Below are 16,438 nucleotides of genomic sequence, written 5' to 3' on the forward strand. Positions count from 1 at the left end.
TCAGACCGGGATGTCGCCCGGTGTCCCCCACTGGGTGGTGAACAGGCCGAGGCCGTACCAGGTCCCGTTCGACGGCCGCCACACCACGAAGTCCGCCCGCGGGTCGCCGCCGAAATTGCCCGCCATGGGCACGTCACCGGCGACGCCCCATTGCTGGGTCGCGATACCGAGCACGTACCAGGTGCCGTTACCCGGCCGCCACACCGCGAAATCGGAGCGGCCGTCCGCATTGAAATCGCCTGCCACCGGAATATCGCCCGCGACACCCCATTGCTGGGTCGCGATTCCCCGCACGTACCAGACGCCGTCGCTCGGGCGCCAAACGGTGAAGTCGGTGCGCCCGTCGGCGTTGAAATCGCCGGAGACCGGAACGTCACCGGCGACGCCCCATTGCACCGTGGCGATACCGAGCACGTACCAGGTGCCATTACTCGGCCGCCACACCGCGAAATCGGAGCGGCCGTCACCATTGAAATCGCCGGTCAGGGGAACGTCCCCGGACACGCCCCACTGCTGGGTCACCACCGCGCCGGTGCTGCTCTGGATGATGTACCAAATTCCGTTGCTCGGCCGCCACACGGCGAAGTCGGCCCGATGGTCGCCGTCGTAGTCCGCGGCCACCGGCACGTCGCCCGAGACACCCCACTGCTGGGTCACGACACTGCCGTTGCTGCTGCGGATCACGTACCAGACACCGTTACCCGGACGCCAAACCGCCTTGTCGGCGAACCCGTCGCCGTCGAAATCCGCGGCGGGCTTCTGAGACGATGGCGAGGCGGCGACACCGATTTCGTCCGCACTCGCGGCCGGAGGCATTACGAGCAGACCCGCGAGCAGACCCGCCAATGCCGTAGCCAGCCGAATGGATCTTCGCATTTTGCCGGAACCTCTTTCCGTTCGATGGACGTACTCTTCCCAGTCCGCGCTTTTTGACCGAAGATACGGACCGGGGTAGTTCCAGCCTGACACCGACGGCATGGCCTTGTCAGCAAGGATTCCGTCCAGCGGACCGCGCGAGGGGATTTCAGTGGATACCAAGAGAAGACCGAGAAGCGTCCTCGAAGGCGCCTTCACCCTATTGGATGCTTTGGTACGACATCAAGGTGAAGCGGGATTGACCCAGCTGGCCAATTCCTGTTCGCTGCCGAAATCGACGGCATACCGATTACTCGAGCAATTGACCGCACTGGAGGTTGTCCAGCGCAGCGAAAACCGCTATCGCGTCGGCGCGCAGGCATTCCGGCTCGGCCAATCGTGGCAGCCCTATCCGCGGCTGCTGGAACTCGCGCGCGGCGAACTCCGGCGCCTGGCCGCGGCCACCCGGGCCAGTTCGGTGCTCGCCGTCCCCTGCGACGGCCGGATCCTGATCGCCGCCGCCAGCCTCACCCGGCCGGAGGACGGCGTCCTTCTCCGGCCCGGATCGACCGTGCCCCAGCGCACCGGCCGCTTCTGCCCCACGTGGCAAGCGGAACACGAACTCGTCGCCGTCGAAGCGTCCGTCAGGCTGCCGACCGGCCGGACGGTCGGCTCGATCGCGACCGTGCTCACGCTGCCGCGGTCGGCCGTCACGATGTCCGACACCGTCGCCCGCGCCGCCCGCACCCTGGGCGCGGCACTGGCGGGCTGAGCGTCGTGCGCGGTCTCGCGCCACGGTCCCGTCGTGACACCTGCCGATGCCCGCGAAGCCCTCCTGTTCCACTCCGGCGCGCACCCGGATGTGGAGAACCACCACGAGGTCATGGCCGTGTTGCGGGCTCACCGAACAGCTTCAGGCCGGCCCGGTGCCGAGTGAGGTCGTTTCCGCCGTGGTCGGGATCTGTCACTTCGGGCGGGCCTGGGGCGTCGCGCCCGACGGCATGCTCCGCGGGAACGGCCTGATCGACGACGAGCGCGCGAACGCCTGAGAGGAGGTCAGCAGGCCTTGACGACGACCGAGTGCGCCTTGCCGCCGAGGTCGAGGACCCTCACGTTCCGGTTACCGGCTGGCACGCGGACCTGGTAGGCGCCGGGGTAGACCGGGTAGCCGAAGTAGCTGCCCGCCGGGGCCGCACCGGTGCCCGCGATCATCGAGCCGTCGGTGCGGTGGATCGTGGTGGAGACGGCGCTGCCGCAAGTGTTGTAGATGTAGATCTTGCCCTTGGTCGCGGCGGAGGCGGAGCCCGCGCCGAGGACCGAAAGGGCCAGGCCCGCGGTGGCCAGAACGGCGAAAGCGCGCCGGGTGGTCGTCATGGTGCTCCTCAGGATGTGCCGGGGTATCGGCCACAAGATATCCGCGGACGCGTCCGCGGACTGCCGGTCGAACGGACCACACCACCGGGGAAACGAGCTCAGCGCTTCAGTGCCACCTTGCCGATGGCCGCGGTGGCCAGCGCGGTCACGCCGTCCTTGACCGGCGCGCCGTCGGTCTGGTTGGTGTAGTCGACGTGGTACACGACATTGCGGTACCGCGCCGTGACCGCCACCGAGTGGCCGCGTTTTCCCTGCTCTACGAGCAAAGCCTCGTCTGCGTCCGTCACGTTCACCGCGACCCCGTTGCGGACCCGGCGTTTCAGGTGTTCGGTCGCGGCGTCCACTCCGGACTTCGTGCGGGTGGCGCGGTAGACGTAGCTGGTGACGATCACGTGCGCCGCCCGGACCTTGTCCTTGATGAAGGTGTCGGTGTTGTTCCAGACGCACTGCCCCTGCTCCAGGGAGTCCGACGTCGTGTTGCCCGAACCCGCCTTGAAATCCGTCCGGCCGGGAATGTAGCGGGCCACCTCGCTCTTGTCGAAGACGGCACAACCGATCGGTGCCTTCGCCAGATCCTGTGAGGCGTCCACGCGCGGTCGTGCGTCGGAGTCGTCTTCCCGGACGAAGAACCAGTACCCGCCGAAAGCCAGCCCCAGCACCATGACCGTGCCCAGCGCCAGCAGCACGATCAGCAGCCCGGTCTTCTTCTTGCGAGGCGGCTGTGGGTGGTACTGCCACCCCGGTCGCGGCACGGGATAGGTCCCTGGCGGGCCGGGCTGGCTCATCGAACTCCCTCGGGCGTCTTCCTGGAAGCGGTGCCGCGGGCATCCGGTCCCCTCGATACCGGATGCCCGCGGCGCCCCCTGCTCCGGTGACGCTAGACCGAGCGCGGCTCCCGGGATGTCCGGTGAACGCCCTACATCGAGGCCTCGTTGAGCTCGGCTAGCGTGATGACACCGTCGTCGAGCGCGCGGGTGACGAGCTGGCTCTTGGTGCGGGCGTCGCGTCCGACTCCCGCGTACTTCACGCGCACCCGGGCGATATGCGTGTCGACGGTCTTGACGGTGATGTGGAGTTTCGCGGCGACGAGTTCCTTGGAGGAGGCGGCGAACCATGCCCGCAGTACCTCGATTTCCCGCGGGGACAGGCGAGGCCTGCCCGGGGAGTCGTCCGCGGCGAGCGCGCCGGACAGCGACGGCGCCGTGTACGCCTGCCCTCCGGCCACGGCCCTGATGGCGGGTACGAGGTGCTCCGGTCCCTCCCGTTTGGTCAGATACGCGAGCGCGCCGAGATCGATGCACTTGATCGCGGTGGCGTTGTCCGCGTGCTGGGAGTACACGACCACGCGGCGTCCGCTCTCGACCAGGCGGCGGAGTTCGCCGAAGCCCGGTTTGCGGGGCACCAGCTCGAGATCGAAGATCACCACGTCCGCGTCCGCGCCGGGGCCGGTCCACACGTCGGCGAGGCGCTCTCCCGCGTCGACGAGACCGATCGGCGGATCCGCCTGTTCACACCAGTACCGCACCCCCGCCGCGATCGCCGCGTGATCGTCCACGATCACCGCCGTGATCAGCTCTCCATCGGCTGCCACCGGGCCTCCATCCACACTGTTCCGTCACCGTCGAAGATCTCGATCCGCACATCCGGGGTGCCCGGCGTGGCCGCGATCGGCTCGGCGCAGTCCGCGACCACGTTGACCGACACCAGCCCGGGGCTGCCGACCACGGTGACCCGCGCCCAGGATCCGGCCGTCGCCAAGGCGGTGAGCGCGGCGTCGGTGAGGTCGCGCCGGACCGCCACGGGCGGCACGGGCCAGTGGCCACGCACGTCCAGGTCGACCTCGACACCTTTGCGGTCGGCGATGTCCGCGCAGTGCCTCAGCTCGTGCAGCAGCGGGTTCTCCACCACGTCGGTTTCGGCGAAGAGCCGCCGCATCCGCGCCGCTTCGATCGCGCATCCTCGCTGTACCAAGGGATCCGAGGACGCGAGGGAACCGTCCGCCAGTCCTGTCAGCAACGGCACGGTCGTATCGGCGAGCTCGGCGAGCCGCTGCTTGCGACGACTGTGCGCGCCGTCCGCGACCGCTTCCGCGGTGCGCAAGCGTTCCAGTTCCCGCGTGGCCTCGGCCGCCCGGGCGCCGATCCGGCCGAGGACGGCCGCGACCACGGCGACACACAGCGGAAGGCCGATCACCGTCACCGAACCGGTGACGAACCGGGCCAGCACGTTCCGGCTCACGTCCTGGAACAGCAGCAGGTTCGCCAAGGCGAGCGACTCGTGTGCCAGCAGGAAGGCCAGCATCGTCCGCAAAGGACGGTCGAGCAGGACGACGACGCCGACCCAGTTGGCCGCGCCGAACAACCAGTCCACCGTGGTCGCCGTCTTGCCGTCCGGCAGGGTCAGGTACGCCAGTGCGGACGCGGCCAGCACGACGGCGACGGCAGGCCACCGCGCCACGCCCCACGGCCGCCGCCGGACGACCAGCACCAGTTCGACGGCCAGCACCGCGGTCAGCGCGGCCAGCGCGGCGAACTGGACGGCGGGCAGTTCGTGGGATTTCAAGCCCCGCATCAGATTGCTCAAGCCGAGGACGTCCACGGTCAGGATCGCGACGAGCAAGACGGCGATCCGAAGCCCGCGCCTCAACTGCTCCTGGGTCGCTTCGCCGCCGCTCATGCCGGCCATTCCAGCCGGACCGTCGTGCCGACACCTTCGGCGGAAGTGATCGTCGCCGTGCCACCGACCCGGTCCATCCTGCCGTGCACGGATTCCCGCAGCCCGCGTCGCGCCATCGCCCGGTCCTCGACGGCGAATCCCTTGCCCTCATCGGAAATCTCGACCGAGAGCGCTTGGGCGTCGCCGCGCAGCCGGACTCTTCCCCGGTCCGTCCCGGCATGGCGGCGCACGTTGTTGAGCGCCTCCCGGACGGCTCCGGCGATCGCACCGGCCACATCGGACGGAAGCGACAGCCGCGGTGGTACGTCGAGCTCGACGGTCAGGTGGCCGGTGCCGAGGTCCGCGCGGAGCAGTTCGACGAGGTCGGCCTCCGGCGCGGTCCGCCCGTCGTCGAGGCGCGCGTCGTCGAGGAAACGCAGCCGGGCAAGATCGCGGTGTGCCTGCGGGGCCAGCCAATCCGCGTCCGGGGGCACCTGCCCGAGGCCGACCATCAGCAGGGTGGTGGCCGCGGTGTCGTGCAGCGAGTTCGCGAACTCACGTTCCTCGGCCCGGACGGCTGCCGCCACGGCGGCTTCCCTGCGCACCCGCTCGGCCTCGGCCGCCATCCGATCGGCGCGCTCCGCGGCGCGGGTGACGAGCACCCAGGCCGCCCTGGACATCGCGGCCATCGCCAGCACCCACACCTGCGACACGCTCAGGGCGAGCCCGGCCGCGGCGAAGACGACGAGCATCCCGCCACCGGCGATCAGCGCCGCGAGGGCACCGGTCAGCGGCGGAGTGTGCCACTGCCAGGTGACGCACGCGAAGACGACCAGGAGCCGGAGCCAGCCCGTGTTGCCGTCCGCCTCGGCGTCGGTCCAGAAGACGGTGAGGCACAAGCCCAGCAGCACCGCCACGTCCACGGCGATCGGGGCCCGCGACCACCATCCCCGCGCACAGGTCCAGACCACGGCCGCGGCGACCACCACCGCCGTGGCCGCGAACTCGGCGGGCGAACTTCTGAGCAGGCCGATCGCCGCGATGGGCGGCAAGGTCGCGATCCGCACGACGACGGCATAGCGGTGCCCGAAACCGGTCAGCAGCCGCCCGGCCTCCCCCGCCACCCGTTACCTCGCCCACCGTCGAACCCGGCATACCTCGCGCGGGTGACCATACCGGCCGCCGACGTCGGGTTGTGCCGATTCCGGGGGTCCGGGGCCATGACTCCTCCCCGGTGAATTTCCACCGCCACCGCGCCACGGAACGGCGATCTCCACCGGGCCCCGATATCGTCGAGATCACGTTCAGAAGGAGGAAGCCATGGCCGAAACGACCATCGAGCCCAGCCCCGAGCTCCGGGCACTCGACCGGCTGGTCGGCACCTGGAAGGTGACCGGCGGAGCCGAGGGCACCGTGCGGTACGAATGGATGCCAGGCGGATTCTTCCTGCTGCAGCACGTCGAGCTCAGCCAGTTCGAAGAGCGGATCACCGGGCTGGAGGTCATCGGCAACCTGCGCCCGTTCGGCGAACCTCCCGGCGAGGACGTGGTCTCCCGGTTCTACGACTCGGCCGGGAACACCCTCGACTACGCCTACGAACTCACCGGCGACACCTTGACCATCTGGGCCGGAGAGAAAGGCAGCCCCGCCTATTTCCAGGGCACCTTCGACGCCGAGGGCACCTCCATGACCGGCGACTGGGTTTACCCGGACGGAGGCGGCTACACCTCCACCATGACCCGGATCTGATTTCGCACACCGATCAGGCTCGGCTCACAGGAGACTGACGCCATGCGAAAACTGACCTTCGGCATGAACGTGACCCTGGACGGCTACATCGCCGCCCCCGGCGACGACCTCGGCTGGAGTGGGGGTGACGGACCGGATTCGTCGCCGAACGACGAGTTGTTCGGGTGGTGGTCCGACCGGGTGGCCGCGACGGGCCTGTCGCTCTACGGGCGCAAGCTGTGGGAGGCGATGAGTCCCCACTGGCCGACCGCCGACCAGCGGCCCGGCGCCACCGCGGCGGAGATCGAGTACGCCCGCCGCTGGCGGGACATGCCGAAGGTGGTGTTCTCCTCGACGATCGGCACGGTCGATTGGAACACCCGGCTGGTCACCGGCGACGCGGTCACCGAGATCACCCGGCTCAAGGCCGAGGACGGCGGCCCGATGGACATCGGCGGCGCGACGCTCGCCGGGGCTGCCATGCGGGCAGGGCTGATCGACGAATACGTGCTGGTCACCGTGCCGGTCCTGGTGGGCGGCGGCACGCCGTTCTTCACCGCGCTGGACAGCTGGGTGCGGCTGAACCTCGTGGAGACGCGGACGTTTCCCGGCGGCGTGCTGCTGACCCGATACGAGACGAGGCGCCACACGTTATGAGACGACCCGCGCGCCCAGGCCGGCGCATGCTGGGCTCCGACGAGCTGACGTCGACGGTCGAAGGAGCGCCATGTCTCGCTGGGGCAGGAAAGTCGTATCCGCGCTGGTTTCGGTGGTGGCGGCCGTGGGGTTGACGACCGTCGCGGCGTCGCCCGCGGCAGCCGACACGGTCACTGCCAGGTACTACGCCTACTTGGGGACCGGGGGCCTGTGGTACATCGATCCGCAGTTGACCGTCACGGCCCCGGCCACGGCGAAGGTCGGCGCGACCGAGTCGATCGAGGCGAGTTTCAGCATGTTGTGGCCGCCCCGGTTCAACGAGGTTCCGGCCAACGAGCTCGGCAACGCCTGGATGTCGCTCCAGCTGGAAGGTGCCGAAAGCAAGACGTTGTCCGTCCGCAAGATGACGCATCCCAGGCTGGTGCCGGGTGAGTGGGTGACCTTTTCCGGTAGCGCCGAGTATCCGTACGGCACTGCGGGAACCGTGACCTTCCGACCAGCCTGTTTTTCTCTGAACTCGAGCATCGTCTTCTGCCCGGTCGGCGGCCAAAGCGTGCCGATCGCGGACACCACACAGGTTTCCTAGCAGCCGTTCGCACCGGTGGTCCGGACACGAAAAAGCCCAGGCCTCGTGGCCTGGGCTTTCGTGAAGGAACTCTGTGCTCCCCCGCTTGGACTCGAACCAAGAACCCTCCGGTTAACAGCCGAATGCTCTGCCAGTTGAGCTACAGGGGATTGTGCTCCGTACCGGCCGGATCGCTCCGACCGATGAGAGAACTTTAGCCCATGGCCCCGGCGGCCGCGCACCCACCCCCCACTTTGGGGATCACCTCGTCAAGCTCGCGTTTTGAGGGACAATGACAGCTGGAGCAAGATCGAACGGAGGCGTGGACTCGGATGAAGATGTTCCTGCTGGGCGCGGCCGCGGGCTACGTACTGGGCGCGAAGGCCGGCCGGGGGCGGTACGAGCAGATCGTGCGGACCTACCGCAAGATCGCTGACCACCCCATGGTGCAGGGCGCCGCCGGGGTCGCTCGCGCCAAGGTCGGTGAGCGGTTCGGGCGGTCTCAGCGCTGACCGTGCCCGAGACGGACCGAAGGGCCCTTCGCCGGCGGCGGAGGGCCCTTTTCACGGCACGACGGCGACCACGAAGACGCGCCGGAACTCGAACCAGGTGGTCCCGTCGGGGCGCGGCGGGTACGCCTCGTCCAGTTTCCGGGCGATCTGAGCGCGGAAGTGGTCCCAGTCCTCGCCCGGCAAGGCGTCCTTGACCGGCCGCAGCGAGGTGCCGGTGATCCATTCGAGCACGGCGTCCTCCCCGGTCAGCCGCTGCAGATACGTCGTCTCCCAGGCGTCGACGGCGCATCCCTCGTCGGCCAGCAGGGTTCCGTAGCCGAGCGGGCTGTCGACGGCCTCGTTCTCCCGCAGGACGACGTCGGCGAGGCGCGGGGCCCACTCCTCGGTCCGCGCGAGGGCGCGGACGAGGGCGTGCGACGGGGCATCGAAGTTGCCGGGGACCTGGAACGCGAGCGTCGCCCCGGACGGCAGGAGCCCCACCCAGCGGCGGAGCAGGTCACGGTGCTCCGGGACCCACTGGAGCACGGCGTTCGAGACGACCACGTCGGTGTCCGGTTCGGGCACCCAATCGTTGACGTCGAGCACTCGCGCGTCGACACCTCGCGAGCGGGCGGCTTCGACCATTTCGGGTGAGCTGTCGCTCGCTTCGATGATCGCGCCGGGCCAGCGTTCCGCCAGGCCGGCGGTCAGGTTTCCGGGCCCGCAGCCGAGGTCGGCGACCCGGCGGGGCCCGACGGCGGGGATCCGCGCCACCAGGTCGTGGAACGGCCTGGCCCGCAGGTCGGCGTAGTCGAGGTACTTGACCGGATCCCACATGGCGCCTCCCAGCGATACAGTACGAGTGTACTGCTAGGCCAGCTTCCTGGCCGCTTCCTCGGCGATCGCCTTGACGACGTCGACGTCGGTGCCCGGATCGGGGCGCACCTGCAGCACCGTGCCGTCCTGACCGGGGACCTTGCGCTCGACGAACCACGCTCCGCCGGTCTCGAGGTCCTTGCGGTGCCGTCCCCGGACCGAGCCGTCGACCCGCTGCCGTACCAGGATCGGGACCTTTCCGGGCCTGGGCAGCCGGAACCGGACGGGGGTCTTGTCGGCCAGGAGCACGGCGTTCCCCGCCGTCCCGGTCTCCTCGGATTCGGTCAGGGTCAGCACCCCGTCGGACCACGCCGCCTTGCCGACCAGATGCCAGCCGACCCGGCGCGGCCCCGGGATCCACAGTCCGAGCGCCGTGACCAGCAAATATCCGCCGCCCTCGACCGCCGCGCCGCCGACGACGTGTTCGCCGTCGTCGAGCGTTCCGTCGAAATCCGCCGGGACACGGTCACCCAGCAGGTGACGCAGCCAGCCCATGCTCAGTCCAATCCGCCGATGGCCTGTTCCTTCAGCGCCTTCCGGTACTGCTCGAGCGCGACGAGGTCGCCGAACAGGGCGCGGTAGTCGTCCGGCGCCTCGACCGGGGAAAGCCGCTGGAGCTTCGACTTGATCTCGTTGATCTGGCGGCCGACGAGGCTCTCCTGCACCGCCGCGAGTTGCGCGGAGATGTAGCGCGAGTCGACCTCACCCTTGGCGCGCAACGGTTCCACCGAAAGCTCGCTGAGCACTCGCCGCACCGTGCCCTGCGGGCAGTGCGGGGCGGCGGCGTCGAGCAGGGCGGGCCCGGTCAGCCCGGAACCCGCTCCCCCGGCGGCCAGCAACGCCTTGTGGATGGTGACGTAAACCGGATGGGTGAAAGCGTCTTCGGGGAGCGCGTCGTACTCGGCCCCGGCGAGCATCGGCTGCTGCAGCGCCGCTTTGAGCGCTTCACGCTGCGCGATGAACCGCGGGTCGCCGGGAGCGGGCCTGGGCAGGTCCTCTTCGGCCGCGGCCGCCGCCGAAGAGGGAGCGGGCCGCCGGACCTCGACGGTGGCGGAGCGTTTCGCCGCCGCACCCGCGCTGCCGCGCACCCGGTTCACCACCTGGGCCGCGTCCTGCCAGCCGACCCACCACGCGAGTTTCGACGCGTAGCCGTCGCGGCTGGCGCGGTCCCTGATCCCCGCGACCATCGGGACGGTCTTCTGCAGCGCCGCCACCTGACCGTCGACCGAGTCGAGGTCGAACGCCTTGAGCATGCTCTTGATCGCGAATTCGAACAGCGGGATCCGCCGCGCGACCAGGTCGCGCACCGCGGCGTCGCCCTTGGCGAGCCGCAGCTCGCAGGGGTCCATGCCGTCGGGGGCGACCGCGATGTAAGTCTGCCCCGCGAAGGTCTGATCGCCCTCGAACGCCTTCAGCGCCGCCTTCTGGCCCGCTTCGTCACCGTCGAAGGTGAAGATCACCTCGCCGCGGAAGGCGTCGTCGTCCATCATCAGCCGCCGGAGGACCTTCATGTGGTCCTCGCCGAACGCCGTCCCCGACGACGCGACGGCCGTCGGGACACCGGCGGCGTGCATCGCCATCACGTCGGTGTAGCCCTCGACGACGACGACCTGGTGCCGCTTCGCGATCTCGCGTTTGGCCAGGTCGAGGCCGAACATCACCTGCGACTTCTTGTAGATCGGCGATTCCGCCGTGTTCAGGTACTTCGCCGAGACGCGGTCGTCGTCGTACAGGCGCCGCGCGCCGAACCCGACCACCTCGTTGCCGACGTCGCGGATCGGCCAGAGCAGCCGCCGGTTGAACCGGTCCATCGGCCCGCGCTGCCCCTCCTTGGCCAGCCCGGCCGTGAGCAGTTCCTTGACCTCGAACCCGCGGTTGAGCAGATGCTTCGTGAGCTTGTCCCAGCCCGCCGGCGCGTACCCGCAGCCGAACGTCTGCGCGGCGGCCGCGTCGAAACCGCGTTCGGACAGGAAGTCCCGCGCCGCCCGCGCGTCCGGGGTGAGCAACTGCTCGGCGTAGAACTCCTGCGCCGCGCGGTGCGCCTCGATCAGCCGGGCGCGGGTGCCGCGATCACGCTGGACGCTTCCGCCGCCGCCTTCGTAGGTCAGCCGGAACCCCACGCGATCCGCGAGGCGCTCGACGGCTTCCACGAACGAGATCAGGTCCATCTTCTGGATGAACTTGATCACGTCACCGCCTTCGCCACAGCCGAAGCAGTGGAAGGTGCCGTGGGTGGGGCGCACATTGAACGACGGGGTCTTCTCGTTGTGGAACGGGCAAAGCCCTTTCAGGCTGCCGCCGCCGGCGTTGCGGAGGGCCACGTAGTCGCCGATGACCTCGTCGATCCGGTTGCGCTCGCGCACCTCCGCGATGTCGCTCTCCCGAATCCGTCCTGCCACGCTCATCACTCTAGTTCCCGCTCTCCGGGCGCTGTGCGGCACACTCGGGGAATGAGCACCGCCCTGGACGAACTCGCCGGGAATTTCGCCGCGCTGCGCCCCCATCTGGTGTCGGTCGCCTACCGGCTGACCGGCACGCTGTCCGACGCCGAGGACGCGGTCCAAGAGTCGTGGCTGCGCCTGAGCGGCCTGGACGAACGACGCCGCTCGGCCATCGAAGACCACAAAGGCTGGCTGACCACCGTCGTCAGCCGGATCTGCCTCGACCGGCTGCGCTCCGCGGTGGTGCGCCGCGAACGGTACGTCGGCGAATGGCTGCCCGAACCCGTCCTCGGCCCCCTGGGCACGCCGTCGTCGGAGGATCCGCTGAGCGTCGCCGTCCGCGACGACGGGATGCGCATGGCGGCGATGGTCGTCCTCGACCGGCTGACGCCGGAACAGCGCGTCGCGTTCGTCCTGCACGACGCGTTTTCGGTGCCGTTCGGGGAGATCGCCGAGATCCTGGGCTGCACGCCGGAAGCCGCGCGCCAGCACGGTTCCCGCGGCCGCCGCGCGGTCGCCGACGCCGATCCGCCGCCCCGGACGGCGCTCGCCGAGCAGCAGCAGATCATCGAGAAGTTCATGACCGCGATGCTCACCGGCGACATCCAGGCCGTGGCCGAGGTCCTGCATCCCGACGTCGTCCTCGTCGGCGACGGCGGCGGCAAGGCGCGCACGGCGGTGCACACGGTCGCCGGATTCGACAAGGTCACCCGGCTGTTCCAGGGCCTCATGCGCATGTACGACCCGGCGGGCATCGAACAGGCGAGGCCCGCGCTGGTCAACGGCGACCTCGGGCTTTACATCCCGCCGCAGGCGGCCTCGGCCGGGTACCGGGCGCTCGACGAGCACGTCGACGCGTTCGTCATCCGCGACGGGAAGATCGTCGCGATCTACGACATGGCGAACCCGGACAAGCTCACCACCGCGCGGGCCCGCGTCGGCCCCTGACCGCGTTTAGTCCTCTGAATGCGCCCTGGGCGCATTCAGAGGACTAAACGCGGGAGTTTCAGGGAAGCGGGATCTTGCAGGCGTCGCCCGAGGTGAAGCCCTGCGCGGTGATGTCGAGCGCGCTGTTCATCCGGGCACGCATGTTCTCGAGGCCGATCTGGTAGGTCAGCTCGATGACGCCCTTGCGGCCGAACTCGCGTTCCAGCTCGGCGACGTGGGCGTCGGTGACGGTCACCGGGCTCGCGGTCATCGCGTCGGCGTACGCGAGCGCGAGCCGTTCCTGGTCGGTGAAGGCGGGCGACTTCGCGTAGTCGTCGATGTTCTTCAGCCGTTCGATGTCGAGGCCCTCGTGCAGTTGCAGCATGGTCCCGAAGTCGATGCACCACGAGCAGCCGAGCTGGGTCGCGACGCGGTACACGGCAAGCTCGCGCACGTTCGACGGCAGCGTCTTGCTGGCCTTCTCCGCCATCATCTCGTGCATGCCGTTCGCCCGGAGCAGCGCCGGGTGGTGCGCGTAGACGGCCATCGGCTCGGGCACGGCGCCGAAGCGCTTGCCGGCGAACTTGTAGAACAGCTTCAGCAGGAAGCCTGCTTCGGCGGTCTTCACGGCGGGAATACGCGGCATGGTGTCCTCCTCGTGCGGTTGCGATCACCGAATGGACGAGACGGCCCGCTCGGATGTGACGGTAACGCCGGTGACGCGCGCCACGCGACCGGAAGCGGCTCGATTTAGCCTTTTCGCCGGAACCCCGAGTCGATCATCGAAGGTAGGCTGGTGAGTCGGCCCTTTCCCCTCCCCGAGGAGGATCGATGCTCGCCGTCGAGGATCCCGCCACCGGACAACGGATCACGGCCGTCCCCGACTGCGGGCCCGCCGAAGTCGACAAAGCGGTACGCGCCGCCGCCGAGGCATGGACTGCTTGGCACGTCTCGGATCGGCACGCGGCGCTGACGTCGTGCGCGGTCGTGGTCGAGGAGGCCGCGCCCGTGCTGGCCCCGGTGCTCTCCGAGGAGCAGGGGAAACCGCTTCACGAGGCCGAAGCCGAGTTCGCCGGGGCGGCGTCGCGGTTCCGGTACTTCGCCGGGCTGCGGCCCGGACCGCGAGCCGACGCCGACGGACCGGTCGCCGCGATCACGTCGTCGAACTTCCCCGTGCAGTCGGCCGTCGCGAAACTCGCGCCGGCGTTCGCCGCCGGGAACACGGTGGTGCTCAAGCCGTCGCCGCGCACCCCGCTCACCACGCTGCACCTCGGCCGGATGCTGGCGCAGGTCCTGCCGCCGGGCGTGCTGACCGTGCTCACCGGACACGACCCCCTCGGCGAGCACCTGGTCGCCCATCCCGGGATCCGGCGGGTCGACTTCACCGGATCGGCCGGCACCGGGAAACGACTGGCCGCCGCGTCCGTGCCGGAATGGCGGCGGCTGACCCTGGAACTGGGCGGCAACGATCCCGCGATCGTCCTCCCCGGCACGGATCCGGCCGCCATCGCGGAACGGCTCTTCTGGAGCGCCTTCGCCAACTGCGGCCAGATCGGCGTGGCGGTCGAGCGGGTCTACGCCGTCGGATCCGTCCACGACGGCATCGTCGAGGCGCTGGCGGCCGTGGCGGCGCGGGTCGTGGTCGGCGACGGACGGATCCCCGGGACCCAGCTCGGCCCGGTGAACAACCGGCCGCGGTACGACCGTGTCACCGGTCTCACCGACGAGGCGCGGGCGGACGGCGCGCGGATCGTGACCGGCGGGCCGCTCGACGGGCCCGGGTACTTCTTCGCCCCGGCGATCCTCGCCGACGCGCACGACGGCATGCGAGTCGTGTCCGAGGAACAGTTCGGCCCGGTGCTGCCGGTCGTCCGATGCTCCACAGTGGACGAAGCGGTCGGGCTGGCGAACGCCACGGCGGGCGGCTTGTGCGGTTCGGTGTGGGGCGCGGACGAGGAGTACGCCGCCGAAGTCGCGGCACGGCTCGGCAGCGGCACGGTCCGGGTCAACGCGCATCTGGCGATGTCCGTCGACGGGCCGTTCGCGGGCTCGCGGTGGGCCGCCCTCAGGGAGTGATCGTCCGGACGTCCCACACCCAGACGCCGTCGACGAACTCGGCGGGCTTCCGCAGCAGCAAGTCCACCGTGGCCCGGAAGGCGTCCTGATGTTCGCGCGGGATCAGGACGAGCACGTCGGCGTTCCAGTACCGCAGATCCTCCAGCGCCTGCACCCGCTGCGACTCGGTGATCGTCGCCGGCACGCCGGTCTGCTTGATCTGGTCGAAGATGACCGACGTCGGCCGCTGGATGGCGCCGTAGCGGCCGCGTTTGTCGTCGGGACCGCTCGGCCCGACGAAGTAGCCCTCCGGCATCGAATAGCCGAGGCCCGCGTCGATCTGCCAGTGCAGTGGTTCGGATTCGCCGGAACTCGGCAACGGCACGGGCACCACGGTCCCGCCGGGCGCGACGTAGCTCCGCCAGGTGCCGTCGGCGAGGAACCGCGGTGTCGGCGGCCGGTCCTTCACGATCAGCTGTGTCGGCGCGATCGGCAGCAGGACCGCGACGACGACGCCGATCCACAGCAGCCGCAACGGGAATCGCCGCTCCCCCGGCACTTCGGGGAGTTTCGAGGCGACCGCGTAGACGCGTTCGGTCGCCAGTGCCAGCAGAGCGCCGATCAGCGGGATGCAGCCCATCGCGAGCCGCGATTCCAGCAGCGACTCGAACAGCGGCAGTTCCGAGAAGAGCTTCCACGGTCCCGGGATCCCGGTTTCCTCGTGCACCACGATGATCTGCACACCGAGCGAGAGCCAGGCCATCACGAACATCGAGATCGCCAGCGCCCGCGCGAACACCTCGCGCCACAGCCACACGGTGATGACCACCATCAGCACGATCAGCGGCCAGCCGAAGAAGGCGTTCTCCTCGGTGCGGTTCATCGACACGTCCGCGGCGGCCTGCGGCTGCCCGGCGACCGACTGCGTCGCGAACCGGGTGAACGCGGCCGTGTCGTTCCCGACCGGGCCGTGCTCGATCGCCTGATAGCTCTGCGGACCGAAGAACTGCCACCACAGCGGGAAAGCGCACAGCACGAGCGCCACGAGGACTCCGATGCCGACGCCGATCCCCAGCGGTTTCGCCATCGGCGGGAACTCGCGGTGGTTCGTCGCGAAGTAGGCGATGGCGAAGATCGCGAACGCCATCGCGAAGATCAGCAGCGGTTCCTCGCCGAGGAAGATCTGGTACGCCGCCAGCAGGCCGAGGAAGATCCCGTTGCGGACGGGGCGTTCGCCGCGGGCGATCTTGAAGACCAGCAGCGCGATGAACGGCAGGACGAACCACGCGACGAAGTTCGGGTGCGCGTTGCCGTGCGAGATCATCGGCGGGGCGAAGCCGACGAACGCGCCGCCGATGGCCGCGCCGACCCGGTGGGTGACCAGATGGCGCGAGAAGACCCAGTACCAGGCCGCCGCGGTGCCGGCGAGACCGCCGGTGAGCGCGATGGCCCAGGTGACCGTCGGGCCGAAGGTGAGCGTGACCGGCGAAAGCGGGATGCCGATGCCGAGCATGGCCGTGTTGGCCATCAGGTTCACGCCGAGCGGATGGTTCTGGAAATGCGTGCTGAGCGGATTCCTCAGGTGCAGCACGTTGTCCGCGGTGACGGAGAAGAACCACTCCCACAGGTTCTGGTCCGACGCGCTGTTCCAGAGATAGCCCTCTTTGAGGTCGAGCCAGAGCCCGTTGTAGAGCAGGAAGGCGAACAGCAGGAAACCGCCCATGATGGCGGCGTCGGCGGCGGCGAACCGGCGGGGTCTCGTGGGAGTCTTCCCGGCCTCCACCTCCGCCGCCTCAGCCTGGAAAAGACTCACT

General features: G+C 69.6%; 19 protein-coding genes and 1 tRNA gene. 8 read left to right on the forward strand and 12 right to left on the reverse strand.

Translation table 11 applies throughout. The features are described from left to right. Complete coding sequence (locus DMH01_RS12250; protein WP_125676072.1) at positions 1-876, reverse strand: FG-GAP-like repeat-containing protein; 876 nt, start codon at positions 874-876, stop codon at positions 1-3. Positions 877-976: 100 nt separating this feature from the next. On the opposite strand from DMH01_RS12250, the gene DMH01_RS12255 reads away from it, so the two are divergent. After that, positions 977-1,627 (forward strand): helix-turn-helix domain-containing protein, encoded by a 651-nt coding sequence (locus DMH01_RS12255; protein ID WP_255432035.1) that lies wholly within the window; start codon positions 977-979, stop codon positions 1,625-1,627. Positions 1,628-1,781: 154 nt separating this feature from the next. After that, positions 1,782-1,904 carry a hypothetical protein gene (locus tag DMH01_RS43535; protein WP_255432037.1) on the forward strand — a complete coding sequence of 41 codons (123 nt, stop codon included), beginning with the start codon at positions 1,782-1,784 and terminating at the stop codon, positions 1,902-1,904. A 7-nt stretch (positions 1,905-1,911) separates the two neighbouring features. Here DMH01_RS43535 and DMH01_RS12260 read toward each other — a convergent pair whose 3' ends face one another. The 5 genes from DMH01_RS12260 to DMH01_RS12280 form a co-directional block, all read right to left on the reverse strand. Further along, complete coding sequence (locus tag DMH01_RS12260; RefSeq protein WP_125676076.1) at positions 1,912-2,229, reverse strand: hypothetical protein; 318 nt, start codon at positions 2,227-2,229, stop codon at positions 1,912-1,914. Between the two features lie 98 nt (positions 2,230-2,327). Next, a complete protein-coding gene (locus DMH01_RS12265) occupies positions 2,328-3,014 on the reverse strand; it encodes a hypothetical protein (protein ID WP_125676078.1) in 687 nt (228 codons plus the stop codon). A gap of 131 nt (positions 3,015-3,145) precedes the next feature. Then, complete coding sequence (locus DMH01_RS12270; RefSeq protein WP_233621484.1) at positions 3,146-3,820, reverse strand: response regulator transcription factor; 675 nt, start codon at positions 3,818-3,820, stop codon at positions 3,146-3,148. Beyond that, a complete protein-coding gene (locus DMH01_RS12275; protein WP_125676080.1) occupies positions 3,799-4,905 on the reverse strand; it encodes a hypothetical protein in 1,107 nt (368 codons plus the stop codon). Before DMH01_RS12275 ends, DMH01_RS12270 begins: the two co-directional genes overlap by 22 nt. Continuing rightward, complete coding sequence (locus tag DMH01_RS12280; protein WP_125676082.1) at positions 4,902-6,008, reverse strand: sensor histidine kinase; 1,107 nt, start codon at positions 6,006-6,008, stop codon at positions 4,902-4,904. The genes DMH01_RS12275 and DMH01_RS12280 overlap by 4 nt, the downstream gene beginning before the upstream one ends. A 196-nt stretch (positions 6,009-6,204) precedes the next feature. Here DMH01_RS12280 and DMH01_RS12285 point away from each other — a divergent pair, with 196 nt between their 5' ends. The 3 genes from DMH01_RS12285 (at position 6,205) to DMH01_RS12295 (ending at position 7,855) form a co-directional block, all read left to right on the forward strand. Then, positions 6,205-6,633, forward strand: a complete 429-nt coding sequence (locus DMH01_RS12285) for a hypothetical protein (RefSeq protein WP_125676084.1) — start codon at positions 6,205-6,207, stop codon at positions 6,631-6,633. A gap of 42 nt (positions 6,634-6,675) precedes the next feature. Further along, a complete protein-coding gene (locus DMH01_RS12290) occupies positions 6,676-7,269 on the forward strand; it encodes a dihydrofolate reductase family protein (protein WP_125676086.1) in 594 nt (197 codons plus the stop codon). A 70-nt stretch (positions 7,270-7,339) separates the two neighbouring features. After that, positions 7,340-7,855: a hypothetical protein gene (locus DMH01_RS12295; RefSeq protein WP_125676088.1), complete on the forward strand. Its 516-nt coding sequence runs from the start codon at positions 7,340-7,342 to the stop codon at positions 7,853-7,855. 76 nt (positions 7,856-7,931) lie between these two features. Here DMH01_RS12295 and DMH01_RS12300 read toward each other — a convergent pair. Then, positions 7,932-8,004, reverse strand: a tRNA-Asn gene (locus DMH01_RS12300). Between the two features lie 162 nt (positions 8,005-8,166). Here DMH01_RS12300 and DMH01_RS12305 point away from each other — a divergent pair. Beyond that, positions 8,167-8,346: a hypothetical protein gene (locus DMH01_RS12305; RefSeq protein WP_034316429.1), complete on the forward strand. Its 180-nt coding sequence runs from the start codon at positions 8,167-8,169 to the stop codon at positions 8,344-8,346. 51 nt (positions 8,347-8,397) lie between these two features. On the opposite strand, the gene DMH01_RS12310 is transcribed toward DMH01_RS12305, so the two are convergent. The 3 genes from DMH01_RS12310 to dnaG are packed head-to-tail and all read right to left on the reverse strand — an operon-like array spanning position 8,398 to position 11,606. Then, positions 8,398-9,162 (reverse strand): trans-aconitate 2-methyltransferase, encoded by a 765-nt coding sequence (locus tag DMH01_RS12310; RefSeq protein ID WP_125676090.1) that lies wholly within the window; start codon positions 9,160-9,162, stop codon positions 8,398-8,400. Between the two features lie 33 nt (positions 9,163-9,195). Then, positions 9,196-9,696 (reverse strand): hypothetical protein, encoded by a 501-nt coding sequence (locus DMH01_RS12315; RefSeq protein ID WP_125676092.1) that lies wholly within the window; start codon positions 9,694-9,696, stop codon positions 9,196-9,198. 2 nt (positions 9,697-9,698) lie between these two features. After that, positions 9,699-11,606 carry a DNA primase gene (dnaG, locus tag DMH01_RS12320; RefSeq protein ID WP_199745451.1) on the reverse strand — a complete coding sequence of 636 codons (1,908 nt, stop codon included), beginning with the start codon at positions 11,604-11,606 and terminating at the stop codon, positions 9,699-9,701. 45 nt (positions 11,607-11,651) lie between these two features. On the opposite strand from dnaG, the gene DMH01_RS12325 reads away from it, so the two are divergent. Next, entirely contained in the window at positions 11,652-12,590 is a 939-nt protein-coding gene (locus DMH01_RS12325) for a sigma-70 family RNA polymerase sigma factor (RefSeq protein ID WP_125676095.1), read from the forward strand. A gap of 58 nt (positions 12,591-12,648) precedes the next feature. Here the strand turns inward: DMH01_RS12325 and DMH01_RS12330 are convergent, their stop codons facing one another. Then, on the reverse strand, positions 12,649-13,215 hold the full coding sequence (locus DMH01_RS12330; protein WP_125676097.1) for a carboxymuconolactone decarboxylase family protein: 567 nt from the start codon (positions 13,213-13,215) through the stop codon (positions 12,649-12,651). 185 nt (positions 13,216-13,400) lie between these two features. On the opposite strand from DMH01_RS12330, the gene DMH01_RS12335 reads away from it, so the two are divergent. Beyond that, complete coding sequence (locus DMH01_RS12335; RefSeq protein WP_125676099.1) at positions 13,401-14,645, forward strand: aldehyde dehydrogenase family protein; 1,245 nt, start codon at positions 13,401-13,403, stop codon at positions 14,643-14,645. Here DMH01_RS12335 and DMH01_RS12340 read toward each other — a convergent pair. Beyond that, a complete protein-coding gene (locus DMH01_RS12340) occupies positions 14,635-16,437 on the reverse strand; it encodes a glycosyl transferase (RefSeq protein WP_125676101.1) in 1,803 nt (600 codons plus the stop codon). The genes DMH01_RS12335 and DMH01_RS12340 overlap by 11 nt on opposite strands. Between the last annotated feature and the right edge of the window lies 1 nt (position 16,438).

Source organism: Amycolatopsis sp. WAC 04182 (assembly GCF_003947465.1).
GTDB lineage: Bacteria > Actinomycetota > Actinomycetes > Mycobacteriales > Pseudonocardiaceae > Amycolatopsis.